This is a genomic window from Maribacter sp. 2-571, assembly GCF_050589625.1.
GTDB lineage: Bacteria > Bacteroidota > Bacteroidia > Flavobacteriales > Flavobacteriaceae > Pelagihabitans.
This window is the reverse complement of the sequence record NZ_JBNGOP010000008.1, coordinates 124956-143567: the sequence shown is the minus strand read 5'-3', so window position 1 is coordinate 143567 and position 18612 is coordinate 124956. Positions and strand designations below refer to the sequence as shown.

Genomic DNA, 18612 nt, shown 5'->3' with positions numbered 1-18612 from the left:
CTTCTCTTTTCTAGTTTTTTATATGTTCCGGATGGCATTGGTCATCTGGAGTAATAGGGATGTGGGGTGCTCTCGGCCGATACCATATCCGGGGTCATGCTCATGCCCTCTGTTACCACCTCGCATCTTGGACATCTTCTAAAAGGTTCCCCGGCATTGGATCCGTTGGAACGGCGAACCGAAGTGGTAACCTGTGCCAAATCCCAGGGTGTCATTTCACGTTGTAAAAGGCTCGCCCTGGCAGTTAACGCATCGTTGGTAGAATTGATTTCGGCATGTTGTTGTCCGGGTCTCCCGAAATACGGGTTATCGGCATCCGGTCTGGTAGAAAACTGATTCATTCGTTTCTGAAGAACGTCCTGTATCGGTTTGCTATAGGGCTCGTTACGCCCTTCAAAAGTTCTTCTTGTAGCGGGGTCGTAGGATGCGGATCGTGCTGGACCTGGACCACGTTCCCCACGGGCTACCGCTGCCCGATCGGCCCGTACCCTTCCCAAACTTGCCGCTCTTGTACTAATATTGTTTACGGCCCGGGTAGCAATAGGATCTATTACGGGACCCAGTGCAGCTCCCATTAGGGCACCGCTACCGGTCGATTCGGCGATGCGATCGGTATCAAAACCGTCGTTGGCACTGTATTCCCCGCTCACTACCTGCCGTGTTGTTTCTTGGGTAGCGCCTCCTACCCCACCGGCTACGGCACCCATAGTGGCCCTACCGGCCGATCTTGTCGCTACGCCTACGGCGCCCGGGGAATGTGCGGCCCTGGCGACGGTTGCGGCAGCATTGGTGGCCCTTGAAGCATTTCCAGTGGCGGAAGCTGCCATTGCGGCGGTTCCCCCACTTCTTGCCGCAGCGCCCAACGCGGCGCCTACCCCGAGCGTTGCGACCCCTGCCACACCGCCGGATACGGCAGCATCGACCAACGAATCGTCCCTTCCCGTTATGGCATTGGAGGTACCGGTCGCCGCAACACTCCCCAGTGCCCCGGAGGCGCCCGCAACTACGACCGCTCCCGTTGCAGTAGCGGCGGTCGCCGCCCCTCCGGTGAGTCCCGCTGCCCCAACGGCACCGGCTACCGCTGCGGTGCCCACACCAGCGGTGGCCACGGTGACCACAACGGCGACCGTAACTACCGCCGCTACGGTAAGTACCGTTCCCCAACCCCAACCATCATCGTCATCCGTACCGTTAGGGTCGATAAGCTTTATAGGATTTCCGTTTACATAGGCATATAGGTTTACCCCTGCAGACAGCCCCACGGGATCTGGTTTTAACCACCTGCCCAGCCAAGGGATATAGTATCTGGCATTATGGTAGCCTAGTCCACTTTCGGTATCGCGTTCCATACCGGTGTATCGATAGCGTTTGGCAGCGGCTTTAATGGAAGCATTTACGGCTTGGTAAGCCGTAGTTCCAAAAGGGTGGAACTCTTCATACCCGATTACCGCACCGTTCCCATCCAACTCGATCGAAGCACTATTGGAGCGGTTTCCAAGTTGGTATCGCGTGGTCGTCACATCGGTACCATCGTCAATACCGTTTCGGGTATCTATCATGGCGACCCTCCCCTGATCATCGCTGATATGCAAAGTGGTCCGTTCCAAACCTGTATCCGTCCCGCTAAATTTTAAGTATACCTCTATATCCCCTAAATACTGTCGTTCTTCCTTTAGGGTCGGTGCGTTTCCGTTAACGGATTGGTTTTCCGTTATTTTTCGTACCCGCTTTCCGCTACCGTCGTATACATAATAGGTGGTTTCGGGTAATTTTCCGGTGCATACCGTTTGGGAGGCCGTGCTGCTCAATTCGTCCCGAAAGTTCCAATCCATAGTCGCCAAATGGGGCATATCGGTTATATTGCCATGAAGTGGATGGTAACTATAGTTATAGGTGTTCGCACCGATATTGGTACGCAATAGCCGATTGTTCGTTGCGGCATAATCGTAGTTTCGGGTCCAGTTGCCGTTGATCGCGATATGTCGCATTTGCATAATGTTCCCAACGGGATCATATGCATAACGTTGGGTATAGTTGCGCCATTCCATATCCGATCCCGGGCTATAGTTTTTCATGAAGGGCAAATCGTTCCATTGATCACAGTTACCGTGTGTGGCCTGACCGATATGTTCTTTGCCCTCTGCTACGATCAACCGATAAATGGCATCATAGGTATAGGTGTTTCGGGGAACGACCCTGTGGTTTCCAAAAAATACCGTAGGGATCGCCCTATCTTCGGTTTCAACAATGTTTCCTACGGGATCATAGGTATAATACAAATCCTGAATCAGCTCGTTATCGATTCGGTTCGTGCGTATGTTGTGCAAGCGAAACGTTTCGCTATCGTAGGCATATGCCGTTCGTACATCATTGCCATAAACGATGCTTTCTCGTTGCCCTTTTACGTTGTATCCAATATTTTTTACATACGTCTGGGTAGCGCCGTTTTGGGTAGCGCGTACTTCGCGCAGCAATCCTGCTTCGTTATAAAATGTATTGGTGCTACTCCCATCCGGGTTGGTTTTTAGGGTTACCCTGTTCAGGGCATCATACGTCCATTGGGTTTCTTTTGGCGGAGCCGTTTGTAATAAGAGGTCGGGGTTCCCTACCGACCAATCCGGGGTTGTTTTATAATTTTCCAAAAACTGCCGCTGTTGCTTTAGGAGGTTGCCCTTAAAGTCGTAGGACGGATACGTGATTTTTCCTGCGGTATCGAACTGTACCCTTAGCTTTCCGCGAAGATTGTGTTGTTTATCATTTGGTGCCCCTTCTCCATATTCATTTTTTTCATAAACCTTGTCCAATGAAACCGCACCGTCCCCACCCGTTACTTTTTTGGTCAATACCCGTTGCAAAACATCATAAGTCGTGAATACGATATGGTCGCGCTGGTCCCAGCGGCGGATCGGGCGGCCAAGGGCGTTGAAGAAGTTCCATCGCTCTCCCGCGTCCATACTTCCCGACCATAAACGGTGCCCCAACATATCATGCCGGTATTCCATTACCGTATTGTTGCGCGCATCGGTTACGGAACGGGTATTTCCCTCGATATCGATAGCGATCGTCGTTTGTATGAATTCATCCGAATTGTCGGACTTTCTGTTATGTGCCATTGTGAGCACCGCTCTTCCCAAAACATCAAAATAAACCCGTGAAGGGGTCCCGAAATGGGTCGCAGCCTTTTCGGCCGCGCTTTTTTCCTTGGCGGGGTCTTTGCCCTGTGCCAAAAGTTCGGCATCGATCTGGTTGTTGATACGGTCGGTATACCAACCGCTGTCGGTAATGGTATCGTTCCGATCGAAAACCTCTTTTTGCCAAGCATCAAATTTAATTTCTGAAAAGGTGCGGTCGGGAAACACCACTTTTACAAGCCTAGAGAGACTATCGTAATAGGATACCGTGGTCACCCCTTTCGCTATAAGTTCAGGGGCATCTTCATACTGGGGTACAACGGAGAAAAAAGGTTCGTACTGTTTTACCGGGTTTCCCTTATTGTTCAGTACGGTACGGCCGTTTCCGACCCACCGTACCCCGGGTTGCGGAAAAGCAGTGGTATCCATTTCGGTAACGGTATAGCTAAGGTCTTCTTCAACGACAACGCTTTTCGCCACGCCCGGCTCGGCTTTTGCCTTTGCCATAATAACACTTCCGGAACCGCTACTGTACTCAAAAACGATTCTTAGGGGAGTTGTTTCACCCGGGTTCAACTGACTGTGGTGCTGCTCGTTTTTGAGGGTACTGGACGCCATTGGCTTTCTCCTCAACATAAATGCTTCCAAATCGTACAGGTAGCGCACACTTGCCCTTTGTAGTAGCGTTTGAGCGGTTTGCTCAAGGATATTGGAATCGGTTTCCTGAAAGTATTGCGCTATAAGTGCCGTTTCCCCATCGCTCCATTCCGTAATATTGGAAAGGTCATCCCCCATTTCAAGTTCGGCCATCCCATTGCCATCGAGATCTTTTCCCAAGAGGGCCATTGCCTTGGGCATGCCCAATTCATCAAAGATCACTTCTTTTAGGTTGTCATTACCATCCCTAAGCTTTGTAGGGGCCAACGTTCTGAAATTATAATTTTCAGCTGTCGTTTCCGTAAGCAACGGGTTTATCGTCTTTCGCGTAAAAGCCGCATAATTCTTATAATAAACGATCTGGGTGCGGGCTCCGGCGGCATCGGAAAACGAAAGCGGCACATAAAATCGGTTTTGAGCAGCTGCAACCGTTTCCCCGGCATCGATATATTGGATCGTTCCGGAAGGCACCCACCAATCGGCATCCCCATTGAAATGCACATAAAAACCATTGGTACCCGGGAAATCGGCCGCCAATTTGCCCCCAAAAATATCGGTCAACACCTCCGGGGTAAATGCCAATACATAGGATTCATAATCGATTCCTTTGGATTCCAAAACCCCTGGGGCCAAGGGACCGCTAAGGTCATTCTTATAATACAGTTGTTTAAAATGTTCTATTTTTCGGCGTTGCGGTACTCCAGGGGACGGCGTTGCGGTATATGAAATTTCTTGTGTGCCCGCACCTAGCAGGTCGACAAAATCGACCAACTTATAATGACCGTCCATTTTTGGCAGTTCCGTTATTTCAAAGGTTTCGTTTTGGAAGGGCAGTCTCAAACGGTGTTCGCGATCGGAAAACACATCGTTGGTATAGGTGTTTTTGGTATAAACGATTTGGTCCGATGATTGGCTGTCCCTCACCTCTTGCGGTAATGTAGCATCCGACGTTTTTCGGGCATAGGCCACTTTAGCGGTTTGTAAAACGTTTCCATAGCGATCTATTTCCAAGTTCAAGCTATGTGAGATACGGGGATCATTTACATCCCTTTCGTACTGGATGGTGAACGCTTCGCTTTCGATTACTTGAAAGCAGGCATGACGATTTGGGCCCAAGGGCTGTTGCAATAGAATATGACAGTTATGCGTGGCAACCGAATGGGGCGTGAGCTGCAATTGGGTTTCTTGATCGGTAGGGGTATCGGGGGCATCCAAGGTGAACACTTCCGTTCGTAATACCATTCCTTTGCAAGCGCGTGCCGCTTCCCGAAACTCCTGAGCCCTCAACCGCTCCATTACCGTAACATCACCAATATGACCGGAGGGAAGCAATAACGCATCTTGCAAAATGGGCTCGCCCACAGGGGGTAAGGCCCCAGGGAAATGTCTTTCAAATTCGTTGTACCAATGTTCCTCGTTATAGTGATCCAAGATCTTACCTTGATCGATAAAGGCACCGGTATGGAACCATGTTTTGGTCAACACCGGTTTTTGAAAAAGATGTTCCGATCGCTCCATTTGGTTGTCCCCGTCGAGATCCTTCCATTCGGAATAGTGCTCGGTATCTGTTTGTTCGACCAGACCGAACCCTCTGAACTCCCGTTCCCCATGATCGTAATATCCATGGCGATAAACATACTTTGTTGTAAATTTTACATTGGTCGTATCTTCGGTGACGGTCACGTTTTCTACCACTTGTACGGGAAAGGGCAGTTTTGTGATCCATGGTTTTCCCTCGCGTTTGTCCTTCAGATAAAAATGTGTTGAACTTTTGTACCCTAACTGGGTATGCATGCCCATATTGTTATCATAGGCAACGAGCACATGGGGTTTTTTGCCCGACATTAAATCGATGTAACGTAATGGCGTACGGCTGTGTGAAGGGAGTCCTGAAGACCAAACCAAACAAGCGGTACCTTTTCCCAACAGATCCACCACTTTTAAATTGGACATATCGTCTATAGGAAAGAAAGGATCGATAATCTGAACGTCCGAAAACCCGTTTCCACCCAAATTCAAGAATGCCTTAAACGTATCGGCTCCTTTGTAGATCACGTCAGCTGTTCCGGTTCCACTGATATCGTTCAAATGGATATGTTTGGGATCGAACTTATCGGGATGGTCGAACCAGGGGGCATTTTGCATGGCCACTTTTGCACTATACCTGCCATAGCCCATATTTGCCCAATAACAGGTTTCCCCATTTCTGACCCGAACAATATCGGTGAGGCCGTCACCAGTCATATCGGCCAAAAAAATGGTATTCTGGCCATCGGCGAATACGATTGCAGGGCCCTCTTCTTCCCCAAACGATTTTAATGCCGACAGGGCACTTTTGTATCCATCGCGTCCTCGGGCCTCGTAATAGGTGATGACCCGTTCTTCAGTCATTACGATATCCGCTTTGCCATTGCCGGTAATGTCGAATAATTTTACGTTAGGGTTACCAAAATCAATATTGATATGGTGTTCGAACGGTCGGTAGTTGTTGAAACCGTTATCGTCGTTTACTTCAAAATATCCCTGCAATCCAGTGGTCTTGGAAACCAACTGTTTTTTGCCATCGGCATCAAGATCGACCAAAGTAAGTTTCCCCGTTTGAAGTCCGGTAAACGATGGCTTCTCCATTACTTTCGTACCTACCTCAAAACCAACGTTGCCATCACCTTCCACGTCGCCCAGATTGTGTTTGTAATACCATCCTTCGGCCTGTTCGCTCAGTATTCCGGAAATTCCTTCTCCAAAAAGGTCCGTCCATCGATAGTCTCCTTGGAGGCCCGTGGGAAGGTCGACCAAATCGTTCTGGTGCGCCGTCATCACGGTGGTACTCCATTGCAGCGCTTCGTATTGCAGGTCCAGTGGCGGTAGCGATTTTTTTGCATAGCTGCCGTCCGGTTTTCGTACATAACCGCTTTCCGTAATCGTTCCGAGATAGTTTACCTCGGTCTGTCCGGAACCGTTGTACTCGGAAGGTCGGTATCCCATGGAAAGGGAACGGACGAGATAGTCGGTCCCAAAAGGAGATCCATCCTGTTGGAGTTCGTCCGGAAAATGATGAAACATTAGTACCCTCTCGCAACGGCGGTAGGTACGTATCTCAAAACCTGATCGATAGGTAGAAAAAGGGTCTTCCCTATGGTTCCAAAATTGACCCGGTACTTCCTGAACCGTTGGTTTTAGCAAATCGTGTTCGCCATAATCCAACACCAGTTCCAAATGGAAGACCGGATCTAAAGGTACAGGAGGATCAAAGGTATCGGCAGCATCGACAAAGTAAGGAATGGCATTGAAATACTTTACCCTTTTTAAATAGCGATTGGTGAGCTTTTGTATGCCCGACAAACGACTCGATTCGTTACTGTTATTGGGTACCGCATCAAAATTTTCTGCTTTGTATTCATATATGATCCAATTGCCTTTGTCGTCAAAACTAAACTCGGGCAACCAAGAATAAATTTTTTGAGGATCGGTAGGATCTGCAATTCTACTTTCTGAATTTCTACCATAAATTGTAACGGTATTTGCGGCATCGATCACCCGCCAGTAAATGCCCTTTACCGGATGGGCTATTTTTTCTATCTTGGAATGGTCCGATGTAATTCTGGGACGATATCGGGATATCGTAAGGGCACCGACCACGGTTTCCTTTTTTGTCCAGTTCCCCGGAGTCTCCTCTTCCATAAAGGCAATCAGGTCATCAGCTCCCGAGAACATAAAAACATCCTCGTCCGTATACCTGGGAATGCCCTTGTCCGTTTTTCTGGTAATCACCGAAAAATCCATGGACCACCCCAAACCAAAAATTCCGTTTCCGGAACCGGAATTGTAATTAAGGCCCATTGCCGGGGAAAAACCATTTCTTGCCGGGGTAATCGGTAGGGGCACTTCTAAGGCCGAGGTTCCGTTTGCGGTGTTTACAGTAAATTTTTCATCGATTCCCTTTAAGGCACCTCCCCCTTTTGGAAGTGAAATTGTAGGGATTTCCAGAGCGTTGGATTCCGTAGCTTTTTCGGTGGTCAAGTTTTCGACACTGGTGGCGTTCGAGAGGTTTGCCGCCCGGGACGCATCTTTTGTATTGGGTTCCATAAAAACGATAGGTTCTTAGGGGGAACTAACGATTTCTCTTACTAGTGGTTTAATTTTTACCCTTACAAGGTATGTAGTAGTAGCGCGGGTACGAACCCGATCTGTATGAATGGTTTTACATTTTGTGTAAATGGTAGTTCAAGTGTTGCTACACCTGATAGGTAACTCCAATACCTATCTTGTTACTTTTATCGAATTCTTTCCTACTGCGAACCATCGTTACCTAATGCCACCGAACTACCTTTAAAATAAACCCGTTTGACTTGCCTTTTTTAAAGTAAAACGGAAGATGATACCTTGGAGGATAACCAGTGTACTTGAACCACATAGTCCTGCACTTCAGTACCGCAAAGGCTTCTTAAGGAGTACAAGGAGCGAACAAACACTCGTATCTTGGAAAACCAAAGCTATCTTTTGGAAAAGACCAATCGATATCGATAAGAGGGGTTGGTATATCGACAGGCGTGGTGTGGGCATTCGACCCTGAATAAAGGGCGTCCCCAACATTTCCAAAGGCATTGTTGATATCACTGCCCAAAATACTTTTTAAATGACTCTTGCCGTATTTCTCCTTGTAGTCGTCCCAATCTGTCCAACCGGCAGTTGCGGAATTAAAAATACTATAAGAGTCTTTTTCCGGTGCATAGAGCTTCATTTTTTGTTTCATCATGGTTTGGGATAACGATCTTATCATCGCTATTTCTGACGCTTCCGTTGCGCCGGCATCTATTTTAGGAGGAATTACTTTGGTGGTATATTTGCCCTGATGTTTCTTTTCCGGAGTCATGACCTTTATAGACCCTATTTTATCGGCGAACGCTTCTACTTGGCTTCTGGACAACCTTGTTTTTTTCCCTTTTGCTTTGGTCTGGGCACTTAAGGTATCATATAAATCCAGCACATAACTCTTATAGAGCGCGGGTCTGCGAAATATTTCATCAGGGGTGTGACCGGCGGCACCGTGCCCCATCCCAGTTGAATAGGTTTGACCATTAGACTTGGAATGCGCGTAGGTATCACCCAAACGGTGCATCAAAAAACCAAATTCTATAGATCCGGAGTCGAATTTTTTTAACGCTTTTTTAGTTCTGGTCCGCTCTTTTTTTGCGTCGCTTCCCGTGAGTGCATGTAAAAACGTTTGCACCTCATCCCTTTCTTTGTTGGAAATTGACTGTTTTACAGCCGCTCTCGCTTGAGCGGTGACAGCATCCAATTCACCTATTTCATCGGGAAGCTGAGCAAAAAAAGCATTTTTGAACGCTGTTTCCGCATCCATACCAGCCGCCAATGAAACGAAATATACGGTATAAAAGTGACCCGCTTCTCCATAGTTTCCCGTAGTATCCATAAGTTTTATGGGATTGCATGAAACATAACCGTATACGTTCACGCCATCCTTTATTCCCATTGGATCTGCACTAGCCCATCTACACAACCACGGAAGGTAGTACCGTGCCGAATGGTAGTTCAAGCCAGATTCCTCGTCCCTTTCCATACCGGTATACCGGTAGCGCTTTGCAACGGCCTTGACGGTTTGGTCCATTGCCTGGTAAGAGGTAGCCCCATAGGGGTAATATTCCTCATAGGAAATTATGGTTCCTGTCCAATCCAATTCCAGGGCCGTTGATCCTAAATGATTGCCATACTGGAAGCGAACCAACTGTTCCGGGGAATCGTCCGATGGGTGGTCGACTGTTTTTGTTTCTAACAAGGCTACCTGTCGTGAACCGTCTTTTACCAACAACGATTCGCGTTCTAATTTCACGCTTCCATCGCTATTGAACTCGCGATATATCTCGAAAGACCCTAAATAGATGCGCTCCTTAACGATTCGGTTTCCGTCGGTACGTATTTTTTGACTCCGTTGTCCCGAGCCATCGTAAATGTAATGTGCCGTACCTTGGTTCGAAAGCTGTATGAACCCAAGCCGATCAAAACAGTCCCAAGCGGTATTGAACTGCCCGTTGCCAGAATTGGGGAGTAGGGCCATCATGTTCCCATGGGCATCGAACGAAAACTGCTGCAGGTCGGTCCCCACTTGATATTGGAGCAATCGATTGCTGTGGACCGTTGCCGGATCGACCCCAAGGGCGTTCCTATCGGTTCCGTTATTGTTGTAGGCAAACGTCTTGGTCCATCTGTTCGTAAGGTTTCCAAGGCCGGCAAGATGCCGTACAAAGCGCATATTGCCCACTGCATCATATTCATAATACTGCCGATAGTTCTGTAACGCCCCGCCATCTCCCGGATGCGGAAGGTTTGTCCTGAATACATCCGTTCGGTCATCTGGACTATTGGCATGCACCCCGGCCTGCCCGATATGCTCCCTTCCGGTTGCCCGTTGGAGCCTGTAAAGGGCATCGTACTCGTAATCGTTGGAAGGTGCAACGCTTTGGTTGTTAAAAAAAATGGTGTCCTGAGCTTCATTTTCAATCCTGGCAATGTTACCTACTGGGTCATACGCGTAGTTCAGATCTTGTACTTTTCCTGCCATGCCAAGGGTAACCAAGCGTGTTAAACGAAAGGTATCCTTTTCGTAGCTATAGGCAGTGGAACTGCCATTGCCATATGTGATACCGACACGCTGCGCTTTTTCGTTATATGAAATGCCCGTAACTGCATTTTTCGCACCCTTTTCGGCGGCTTCACACTGAACCGTATACAGCAATCCCCCGCGGTCGTAACCATGGATTACGGTACTTAGGGGCAGTCCTAAGCGTCCCGTTTTTTGTAAAAACGATCTGTTCATGGCGTCATACGTATGTTGTTGTATAAAGGTTTCGGTTTCCAACTCGGGATCGGCATCCCAATTGGGCAGTAAATAGGTATCTTCCGTGAACATAATTCTACTTAGAACGTTAACTGATATCCAACATTTAGATTGAACCTGCTGTTGCCCCCATTGATGTTGATCCTGGAGTTGGTATCCAATCGAAATTGATGACGGGGTACTTGGGTCGGTGGTCCATCAGGGCTGGTTTGCACGGGAATGGTTCCCAAGTTTAGGCCCAGACCGAGGCCCAGACCGACATAGTCCGTCGCCGGACCTTCCGGGTTTGCAGGGGTCGTTATCGGCGCTGATCCGGGAAGCCTTAACCTAAGATTGTCGCCAAGGGGTATTTCCGGGGCCAGTCCGCTGAGGTTATTGAGTACTCCCGTTAATGCGGTACCATCACCGGAACCGCCCGTTTGTGCCGCGCCGTAAACGAGATACCCGGCTACTCCGGTTATGGTCAATGGCAACAAGGGCCCCAAGGCAGCTTCTTTCACCTGATCTACAAGGCCTGCATTATCGGCAATGGCCAAACCTGCACTTGCCAGGGTCGCCCCCACTTCCGGCGTTTCGGGCTCTTCCCCGATCATTAGTCTAAATCGTGTTTCATCTTCTTGCAAAGACCTGCCCAGATCGAATGTTCTGGTTTCTGCATTTCTTTTGAAGGTTGCGGCGCCTTGCTGTATTCCATACAACAATCTGGAAAAAAACGGCATGCTCCGTAGCGGGAGTTGTGGAACATCCGGTGGCGGTGGCAAGGGCTGTCCCGATGGGGGACGGTTTGCAAGGGGTACCAAACGGTCCGGATCGATCGGGGGCAGCAAGATGGGAGGCCCAAACATTTGCCGGGCCCATTCGGGATCGAGCTGAAGATTTAGCGGTCGGTCCGGCGTTTGCCCTTCCGCTTCCGGAACGGTCTCGGTCTCTTCCGCCGGTTCTGGTTCTGCTGGCTGCTGCGGTTCCTCAACATCCGGCGGATGTGTTCCACTGGGGTCGTTCAATTTCACAGGATTGTTATACACATAGGCATATAGGTTTATTCCTCCCGCTATGCCGATCGGATCGGTATTGAGCCATCTTGCCGACCATGGAAGGTAATAGCGGGCGGAATGGTAATTCAGGCCCGATTCCTCGTCCCTTTCCATACCGGTATATCGGTAACGTTTTGCCGAAGGGGCAATGCTTTGCCCTACCGCTTGGTAGGCCGTAGTACCATATGGGTAATACTCTTCATAGGAAATTACCCTTGCCCTATCGTCGAGTTCCAGCGCGGAGGAACCCAAATGGTTGCTATACTGATATCGCGACAGCTGCTCCTGAGTACGATCGGAAGGGTCGTCCACTGTTTTGGTATCTACCATAGCGATCCTTCTGCTACCATCGGTGATGTGAAAGGATTCCCGTTCTATTTTTACGGTACCGTCGGAACGGTATTCACGGTACACCTCCAAGGCCCCTGCATATATTCGCTCCTTGAGTATTTTGTTGCCGTCCGTAATCAGTTTTCGCTCTCGCTGCCCATTGGAACCATATCGATAGTGTGCGGTTCCCTGATTGGCCAATTGTAAAAAAGCCAATCGGTCAAAGCTGTCCCAATCTATTGCAAATCTGTCATCGGCGGCATTTGGTGCCAGGGCCGACATGTTTCCATGGGCATCAAAGGCATACTGCTGTGGGTCCGTTCCTACACTATACCGTAGCAATCGGTTGTTTTTTGTTGCCGTTGAAGGCACGCCCAGGGCATTTCTATCGCCATCGTTATTGTTATAGGAAAAGGTTTTGGTATACCGATGGGTAAGTGCGCCGAGACCGGCAATGTGTTTGATGGTACGCATATTGCCTGCGGCGTCATATCGGTATTGCCGTCGATAACGCTGTAAGGCCCTCCCATCACCGAGATGCGGAAGATTGGTCCGAAAGGCGTCCCATTGATCATCGGGCAATGCGGCGCCCGATCCCGATAGGCCGGCATGTTCACGGCCATGGGCCAAGCAAAGGCGGTATAGTGCATCATATTCATAGGTCTTGGACGGAGAAACGTTTTGGTTGTTAAAAAAATGTACATCGTCGGCCGTGTTGTCCACTGCAACGATGTTACCTATGCCATCGTAATGATAATGGAGTTCCTGTAGCGTTTCGGTTGCCCTCACAGTTCGCAAAACGGAAAGCCGGTAGGTTGCCGCCTCATAGGTATAGGTGGTTCTCGTTCCGTTACCAAAGGTGATTCCGGTGCGGTGCCCTTTTTCGTTGTAGTCGATCTGCGTTACATAATTTTTAGATCCTCTTTCCGCGCAGTCGGCCATAATCCCGTTCAATAGCCCTGCCGGGTCGTACGTTCGTACAATAGTACTCCTCTGTAGCCCCGAACGTCCAATCATTTCCTGAACGGGACGCCCTAGGGCGTCATAGGTGTCCCAGTACCGAAACACCTCGGGTTCTAACTGGGGATTGTCTTCCCAGTTCGGCAAATGATATGTGGTGGCATCGAACATCGTTTTTATTTTTTCAGCAACTGTTTTCTATGCTCTATGATATTCCCTTTAAAATCGTACACCACAAAGGTTGTAATCCCGGAGGTATCCTTATGTAGCATTGGTTGGCCCAGCATATTATTCCCGATTCTTTGGTTGCGTTCCGCCACGGGTTGATTCTTTCGATCTCCATACTCCAAAATTTCATACAGATGGTCCAGATTTTTGGAACCTCCCGTTACCCTCTTGCGAACCGGGCGTTGCAATTCATCATACTCATAACTGAACACATGGTCCCTGCTGTCCCAACTTTTTACGGGATTGCCCATGGCGTTGTTCAGCATCCAACGTTCCCCTGCGTCCATACTGTTTTGATATACCCGATGCCCTAACATATCATGTAAATAGGCCATCACGGTATTTCCCTTGGCATCGATCACGCTCAGGGTGTTACCTTCTGCATCTAGCACAATGTAGGTGGCATAAAATTCATCGGTCTGCGGAATAAACCCGCCCTGATTATCTCTAATGCCCGCCCTATTGTGCGCTATACTAAGTATCGTACGTCCTAAGGTGTCCGAACAAAGAATGGTCGGTGTGTTGTTATGTTTCAATGTCTTTTCCGCGGCACTCTTTTGCGCCTCTCCCAATTGACCGTTTTTCCGATCTGCATACCAACGGCTGTCCGCTACCGTATCGTTTTGGTCGTATACCCGTTGTTGCCAACTATCGAATTCCGTTTTGGAAAAGGTACCATCCGGGAATTCTGTTTTGATCACCCTGCCCATGGCATCGTAATAGGTAATCGGCGTTACTCCCCTTTCTACCAATTCCATGGCATTTTCGTAAAACGGATTCACCGAAAAATAGGGTTCGTATTGCTTTACGGGATTTCCCTTATTGTTCAGAACAGTTCTACCGTTACCGATCCAACGCAGGCGGTCACCTGTATTGGTGGTTTGCAGAAGGGTGGTGCAATCATCGTTTATGGTAAGTTCCAGCGCTTCGCCCGGGGCGGCCTGAGCTTTTGCCATAGCTATGTTTCCCATACCGTCGGAATACTCAAAGCTCAGCTGTAACGGTGAATCGGGGTCAATATGCCTTTCGCGTAAAATGGTGGCGTTCACCGTGGGTTTGGCACCGATCTCTTTACAAGGGTTCATTGCCACCATATTTGGGTCTTGCGCTTCCCGAGCTGCAATGGCATTTTTATAGGAATCGAAATCATATACAAAACGCGTTGTCGCTTTTTGCAATAATGCTCGGGCCTTGACTTCGAGAAGTGCCGAATCGCCTTCCACAAAATATTCCGAAATCAGGGTTCGCTCTGCCTGATCCGTGAATTCCGTTATGCCTTCCAAGCTATCGGCCTCATTGCCCTTTCCCATTACGGCAATCGCTTTTACGCTACCGATCTCATCCAACAAAATGCCGGAAAGGTTGTTATTGGCATCCTGCATCCTTATGGGACTCAGGGTCCTGAAGTTAAAGTCCATCGCGCGGATTTCCTTTCCGAGCGCATCGGTCACCTTATCCATCATTAGAAAATAGTCCTTGTAGAAGGATACGCTGGTATCCGCACCGAAGGGATCCTGATACTTTTGAGGCGAAAAAAACCGATTTTTAACCAAACTGAGATCGCCGCCGTTCAAAAAATCGGTTATTCCCGAACGGATCCACCAATGGCCGTCCCGTTTGGAAAACTTTGCATCCGCCTGCTGGCTATCGGTATCCCCATCGCCCATAATAGCTTCCAAAGCAGCCGTATTGACGGGAAGTTTATCCCCAAAAATGGTATTCAAAATGGTAGCGGTATAGGCCAATTGGTAGCGCTGATAGGTAATCCCATGGCTCGCAAGCTTTCCAACAGGCAACTCTTGCAGAAGCGCTTCGTCATAAAAGGTGGTTTGTACCCGTTCTATCAAACGTTTTTGGAAGATGGTCGGATCCGCTTCTTCGAAATAGTCCAAGACCGCGGCAGCCTCCACGGTTTCAAAATCGGATATCGTTAACAAGGGCGTCTTCGCTTTATCCATTCCGGTCAGTTCAAACGTTTGGGTATCTGCCAAAGTACGAAGGCGATAGATGGTCGGTGAAACAACATCAGCGGTATAAGTGTTTTTGGTGTAGGTAACTATTGGTGTCGCCTGAGCGTTGCGGGCGGCGGAAAGTGCCGCAATATAGGCCTGTTTTTCATCTTCCCTTTCATAGACCATGGCAGCCGCGTCGGCTTCCCGTTTTAGCAACGGATGTTGTTCCGGAGCTATTTGGCGCGGGTAAACTACCGATGCCGTTTCTAGGGGTTTTCCCAGTTCATCGATTGCCAAGTTGAAAGTATGCCCTATTCGGGGATCCTCTTCCAATCGTTCGTACGAAACATTGAGGGTTTCGCTTTGGGTCGGTAAAAAAACCGCATATCGGTTTTCTTGTTTCGGCTGGAGCGATCGTACCGAACAGGTGTGGGAAGCCACCGTAAAGGGTTTCCATTGTCGCTGCAATTCCGTATCAGTGGGATTTTCCGGGGCGTCCAAAGCAAAAACCTCCTGGCGTATTGCCATGCCCTTACAGGCCCTGAACGCTTCCCTTAGTGTTTCGAAATCACTGGCATCGACGGTATCGGAAATTGTAATGTTGGGCAATTCAAGCGACGGAACATTCAAGGGAAGTTGGGGAAATTGTTTCTTATACAGCTCGTACCAATACTCCTTTTTAAATTGTGATAAAAGTTGTTCCCGATCTAAAAAAGCGCCGGTATGATACCAGGTTTTGGTTAAAACGGGCGGTTGGTACAGCACCGGATCTTGTTCCAAAGTATCCGTAGCAACGTTCTTTGCCCAGGTGTTGTAGTATTCGGTATCTTGCTGTTCTACCCTTCCGAAGCCCCGAAATTCGCTCTCGGCATGATCGAAATATCCGTGGTGATAACTATAGGTGGTCCTGAACCGTACATTCGTTACTTTTTCCACAGTGGTTTGCGCACTCAGTACCTGAACGGGAAACGGTAATTTGGTAAGCCAAGGAGTTCCTGCCAATTTATCTTTTATGTAATAATGGGTAGCACTCTTGTATTCCAAATACGTTTCCTTTCCAAGGTTGTTTTTATAGCGCTGTAATACATGCGGTTTTTTACCGTTCATTAGGTCGATATATCGCATGGGGGTACCGGAATCGCTCGGTAAATCGGAGGACCAGACCACACATGAGGTACCGGAACCCAATAGGTCCACAACCGAAAGTTTGGCACCGCCTCCCATAGGAAAAGTGGGCGTTATCAGGTGTTCATCGCTCCAGGCGTTTCCACTAAGGTTGATATAGGCCTTAAAGCTATTTTCACCCAAATAGATCAAATCCGTTGCTCCCGTTCCGCTAACATCCGCCAAATGTAAATACCGCGGATCGAACTGGTCGGGACGGTCGAACAAAGGGGCGTTCGACATGGCTATCCTAGCGCTGAAAACACCATACCCCTTATTGGCCCAGTAACTCACCGCTCCATTGCGGATCCTAACAATATCCGTCAACCCATCACCGGACATATCGGCCAAGAAAATAGTTTGCTCGCCATCCGCAAAAACAATGGCCGGACCTTTTTCTTGATCAAAGGTCTTTTCGGCAAACTCGGCGGGCAGGTATCCTTGTTTTCCGTCCGAGGCATACCATACAAAGGCATTTTCTTCGGTGATCACCAATTCGGGCCGTCCATCGCCGTTAAGGTCCAATAAACGGGTATTGGGGTCCTGTAGGTCAATGTTCGCCATTTGTTCAAAATGCTGTAGCGGGGTCCATTTTTCGGTATCGGTGAGTTCAAAAAAGCCATTGACCCCCGAACTCGCGACCACCAGTTGTTTTTCTCCGTTCGACTCCAAATCCCTAAGCGATAAAACACCTGTGGCAAGTCCGGAAAAGGAGGGCCTTTCGGCAACCTTCCGCATCGGGGCAAAAGTGGCCCGGCCATTCTCGTCGACATCCCCTAGGTTGTTTTTGTAAAACCACCCGGATGCTTCTTCGGTCAAAATTCCGGGAATTCCCTCGTTATAGAGATCTACCCATTGATAATTGTTGGATAGGCCTACAGGGGTGTTGGCAATATGGGCGGCATCTACCACCTTAACTTCATTGCCCCATGAAAGACGCTGATAGTCGAATTCCAATTCGGGGAGCGATTTTTTGGAATACGTTCCATCCGGTTTGCGTATATAGCCCGATTGTTTGATCGCGTTCAAATAGGTGACTTCGGATACTCCGGAACCGTTAATGGAGGATGGGCCATAAAACAATTCCAAGGAACGCACCAGGTAATCGCGACCGAAATCGCCCTCTTCGGCCGTACCCTTAAACTGTTTTTCTTCTTCAAAATGATGAAACATTAAAATACGTTGGCACAAACGGTTCGTACGGATTTCAAATCCGGAACGATATGAGGAAAAGGAATCGGACCTATATTCCCATGGGCGCTCCTCGGCCGGTGTCGGCAGGGCCTCGTTATGTTCCCCATAGTCGAATATCAAATCAAAAAAATGGACGTCACTTTCGGGGTCTTGCGGGTCATACGGTTTTGTATCGTCGGCATAATAGGCCTCTTGATTGCCATAGCCAATACTTTTCAAATAGGTATTTGTGAAAGGCGCCAGGCCGGACCTTCTATTTTTTTCGAAAAGTGTATCAGGAAGGTGTACATCGGACAGCGGGTTGCCATCCGAAGCAACGTTGGTATCCTGTTTGTACCCATAACGCATCCAATTGCCCTTGCCGTCGTAGCGAAACTCGGGAAGCCACATAAAAATTCGGGAATGGTCCTCAGGGTCGGCGATCCGGGCGTGTATACTCCGGCCAAAGATAGTAACGATATTCGCCCCGGTCGTTACCTTCCAGTAGGTACCATGATCTTGATGAACAATTTTTTCAATTCGCGCAAAACCGCCTTCGATCCTGGGCCGGTATCGTGTTATGGTATACCCATCGGGAGTGACGCTTTCTTTTTTAACATAAGCACCGCTATTGGTATCCAATTCAAGATAGGGCACCAGATCTTCGACCCCGGAAAACATAAAAACGTCTTCGTCCAGCGCGTCCCGGTATCGGGGCAAACGTTTATCGGTCTTCCTTTGGATGGTGGCAAATTCCAACGACCATCCCAAACCGTAACTGCCGTTCCCGGCACCCGAATTATAGGAAAGGGAAAGCTCCGGTGAAAATCCGTTTCGTCCCGGTGTGACGGGCAAAGGGATACTAAAACCGGCCGTGCCATTAGCGGAGTTCACCTTAAACTTTTCATCGATTCCCTTTAAGGCCCCTCCCCCTTTTGGTAAGTTTATAGTAGGGATTTCAAGTGCATTAGATTCGGTAGCTTTTTCAGCGGTCAACTTTTCGATGCCGGAAGCATTCGAATTTTTGTCGGTACGAGCGGTAGTTTGCCTGTTTGGTTCCATAAAAATCAAGCGTTCTTTAAGGGCTTATTATTGAAGTGGCTTACACTTTTTGTTTTATCCTATAG

The 18612-nt window shown here is 48.6% G+C and carries 4 protein-coding genes; all 4 read right to left on the bottom strand.

Translation table 11 applies throughout. From position 1 onward, the window contains the following. Positions 1–41: 41 nt before the first annotated feature. The 4 genes from ACRD7P_RS08195 to ACRD7P_RS08180 all read right to left on the bottom strand — a co-directional run bounded on the left by ACRD7P_RS08195 (position 42) and on the right by ACRD7P_RS08180 (position 18547). Positions 42–7874, bottom strand: coding sequence for a SpvB/TcaC N-terminal domain-containing protein (locus ACRD7P_RS08195; protein WP_430907059.1), 7833 nt, complete (start codon positions 7872–7874; stop codon positions 42–44). Positions 7875–8232: 358 nt separating this feature from the next. Then, positions 8233–10716, bottom strand: coding sequence for an RHS repeat domain-containing protein (locus ACRD7P_RS08190; protein ID WP_430907058.1), 2484 nt, complete (start codon positions 10714–10716; stop codon positions 8233–8235). Between the two features lie 8 nt (positions 10717–10724). Continuing rightward, positions 10725–13139: an RHS repeat-associated core domain-containing protein gene (locus ACRD7P_RS08185; RefSeq protein WP_430907057.1), complete on the bottom strand. Its 2415-nt coding sequence runs from the start codon at positions 13137–13139 to the stop codon at positions 10725–10727. 5 nt (positions 13140–13144) lie between these two features. Continuing rightward, positions 13145–18547, bottom strand: coding sequence for a SpvB/TcaC N-terminal domain-containing protein (locus ACRD7P_RS08180; protein WP_430907056.1), 5403 nt, complete (start codon positions 18545–18547; stop codon positions 13145–13147). Between the last annotated feature and the right edge of the window lie 65 nt (positions 18548–18612).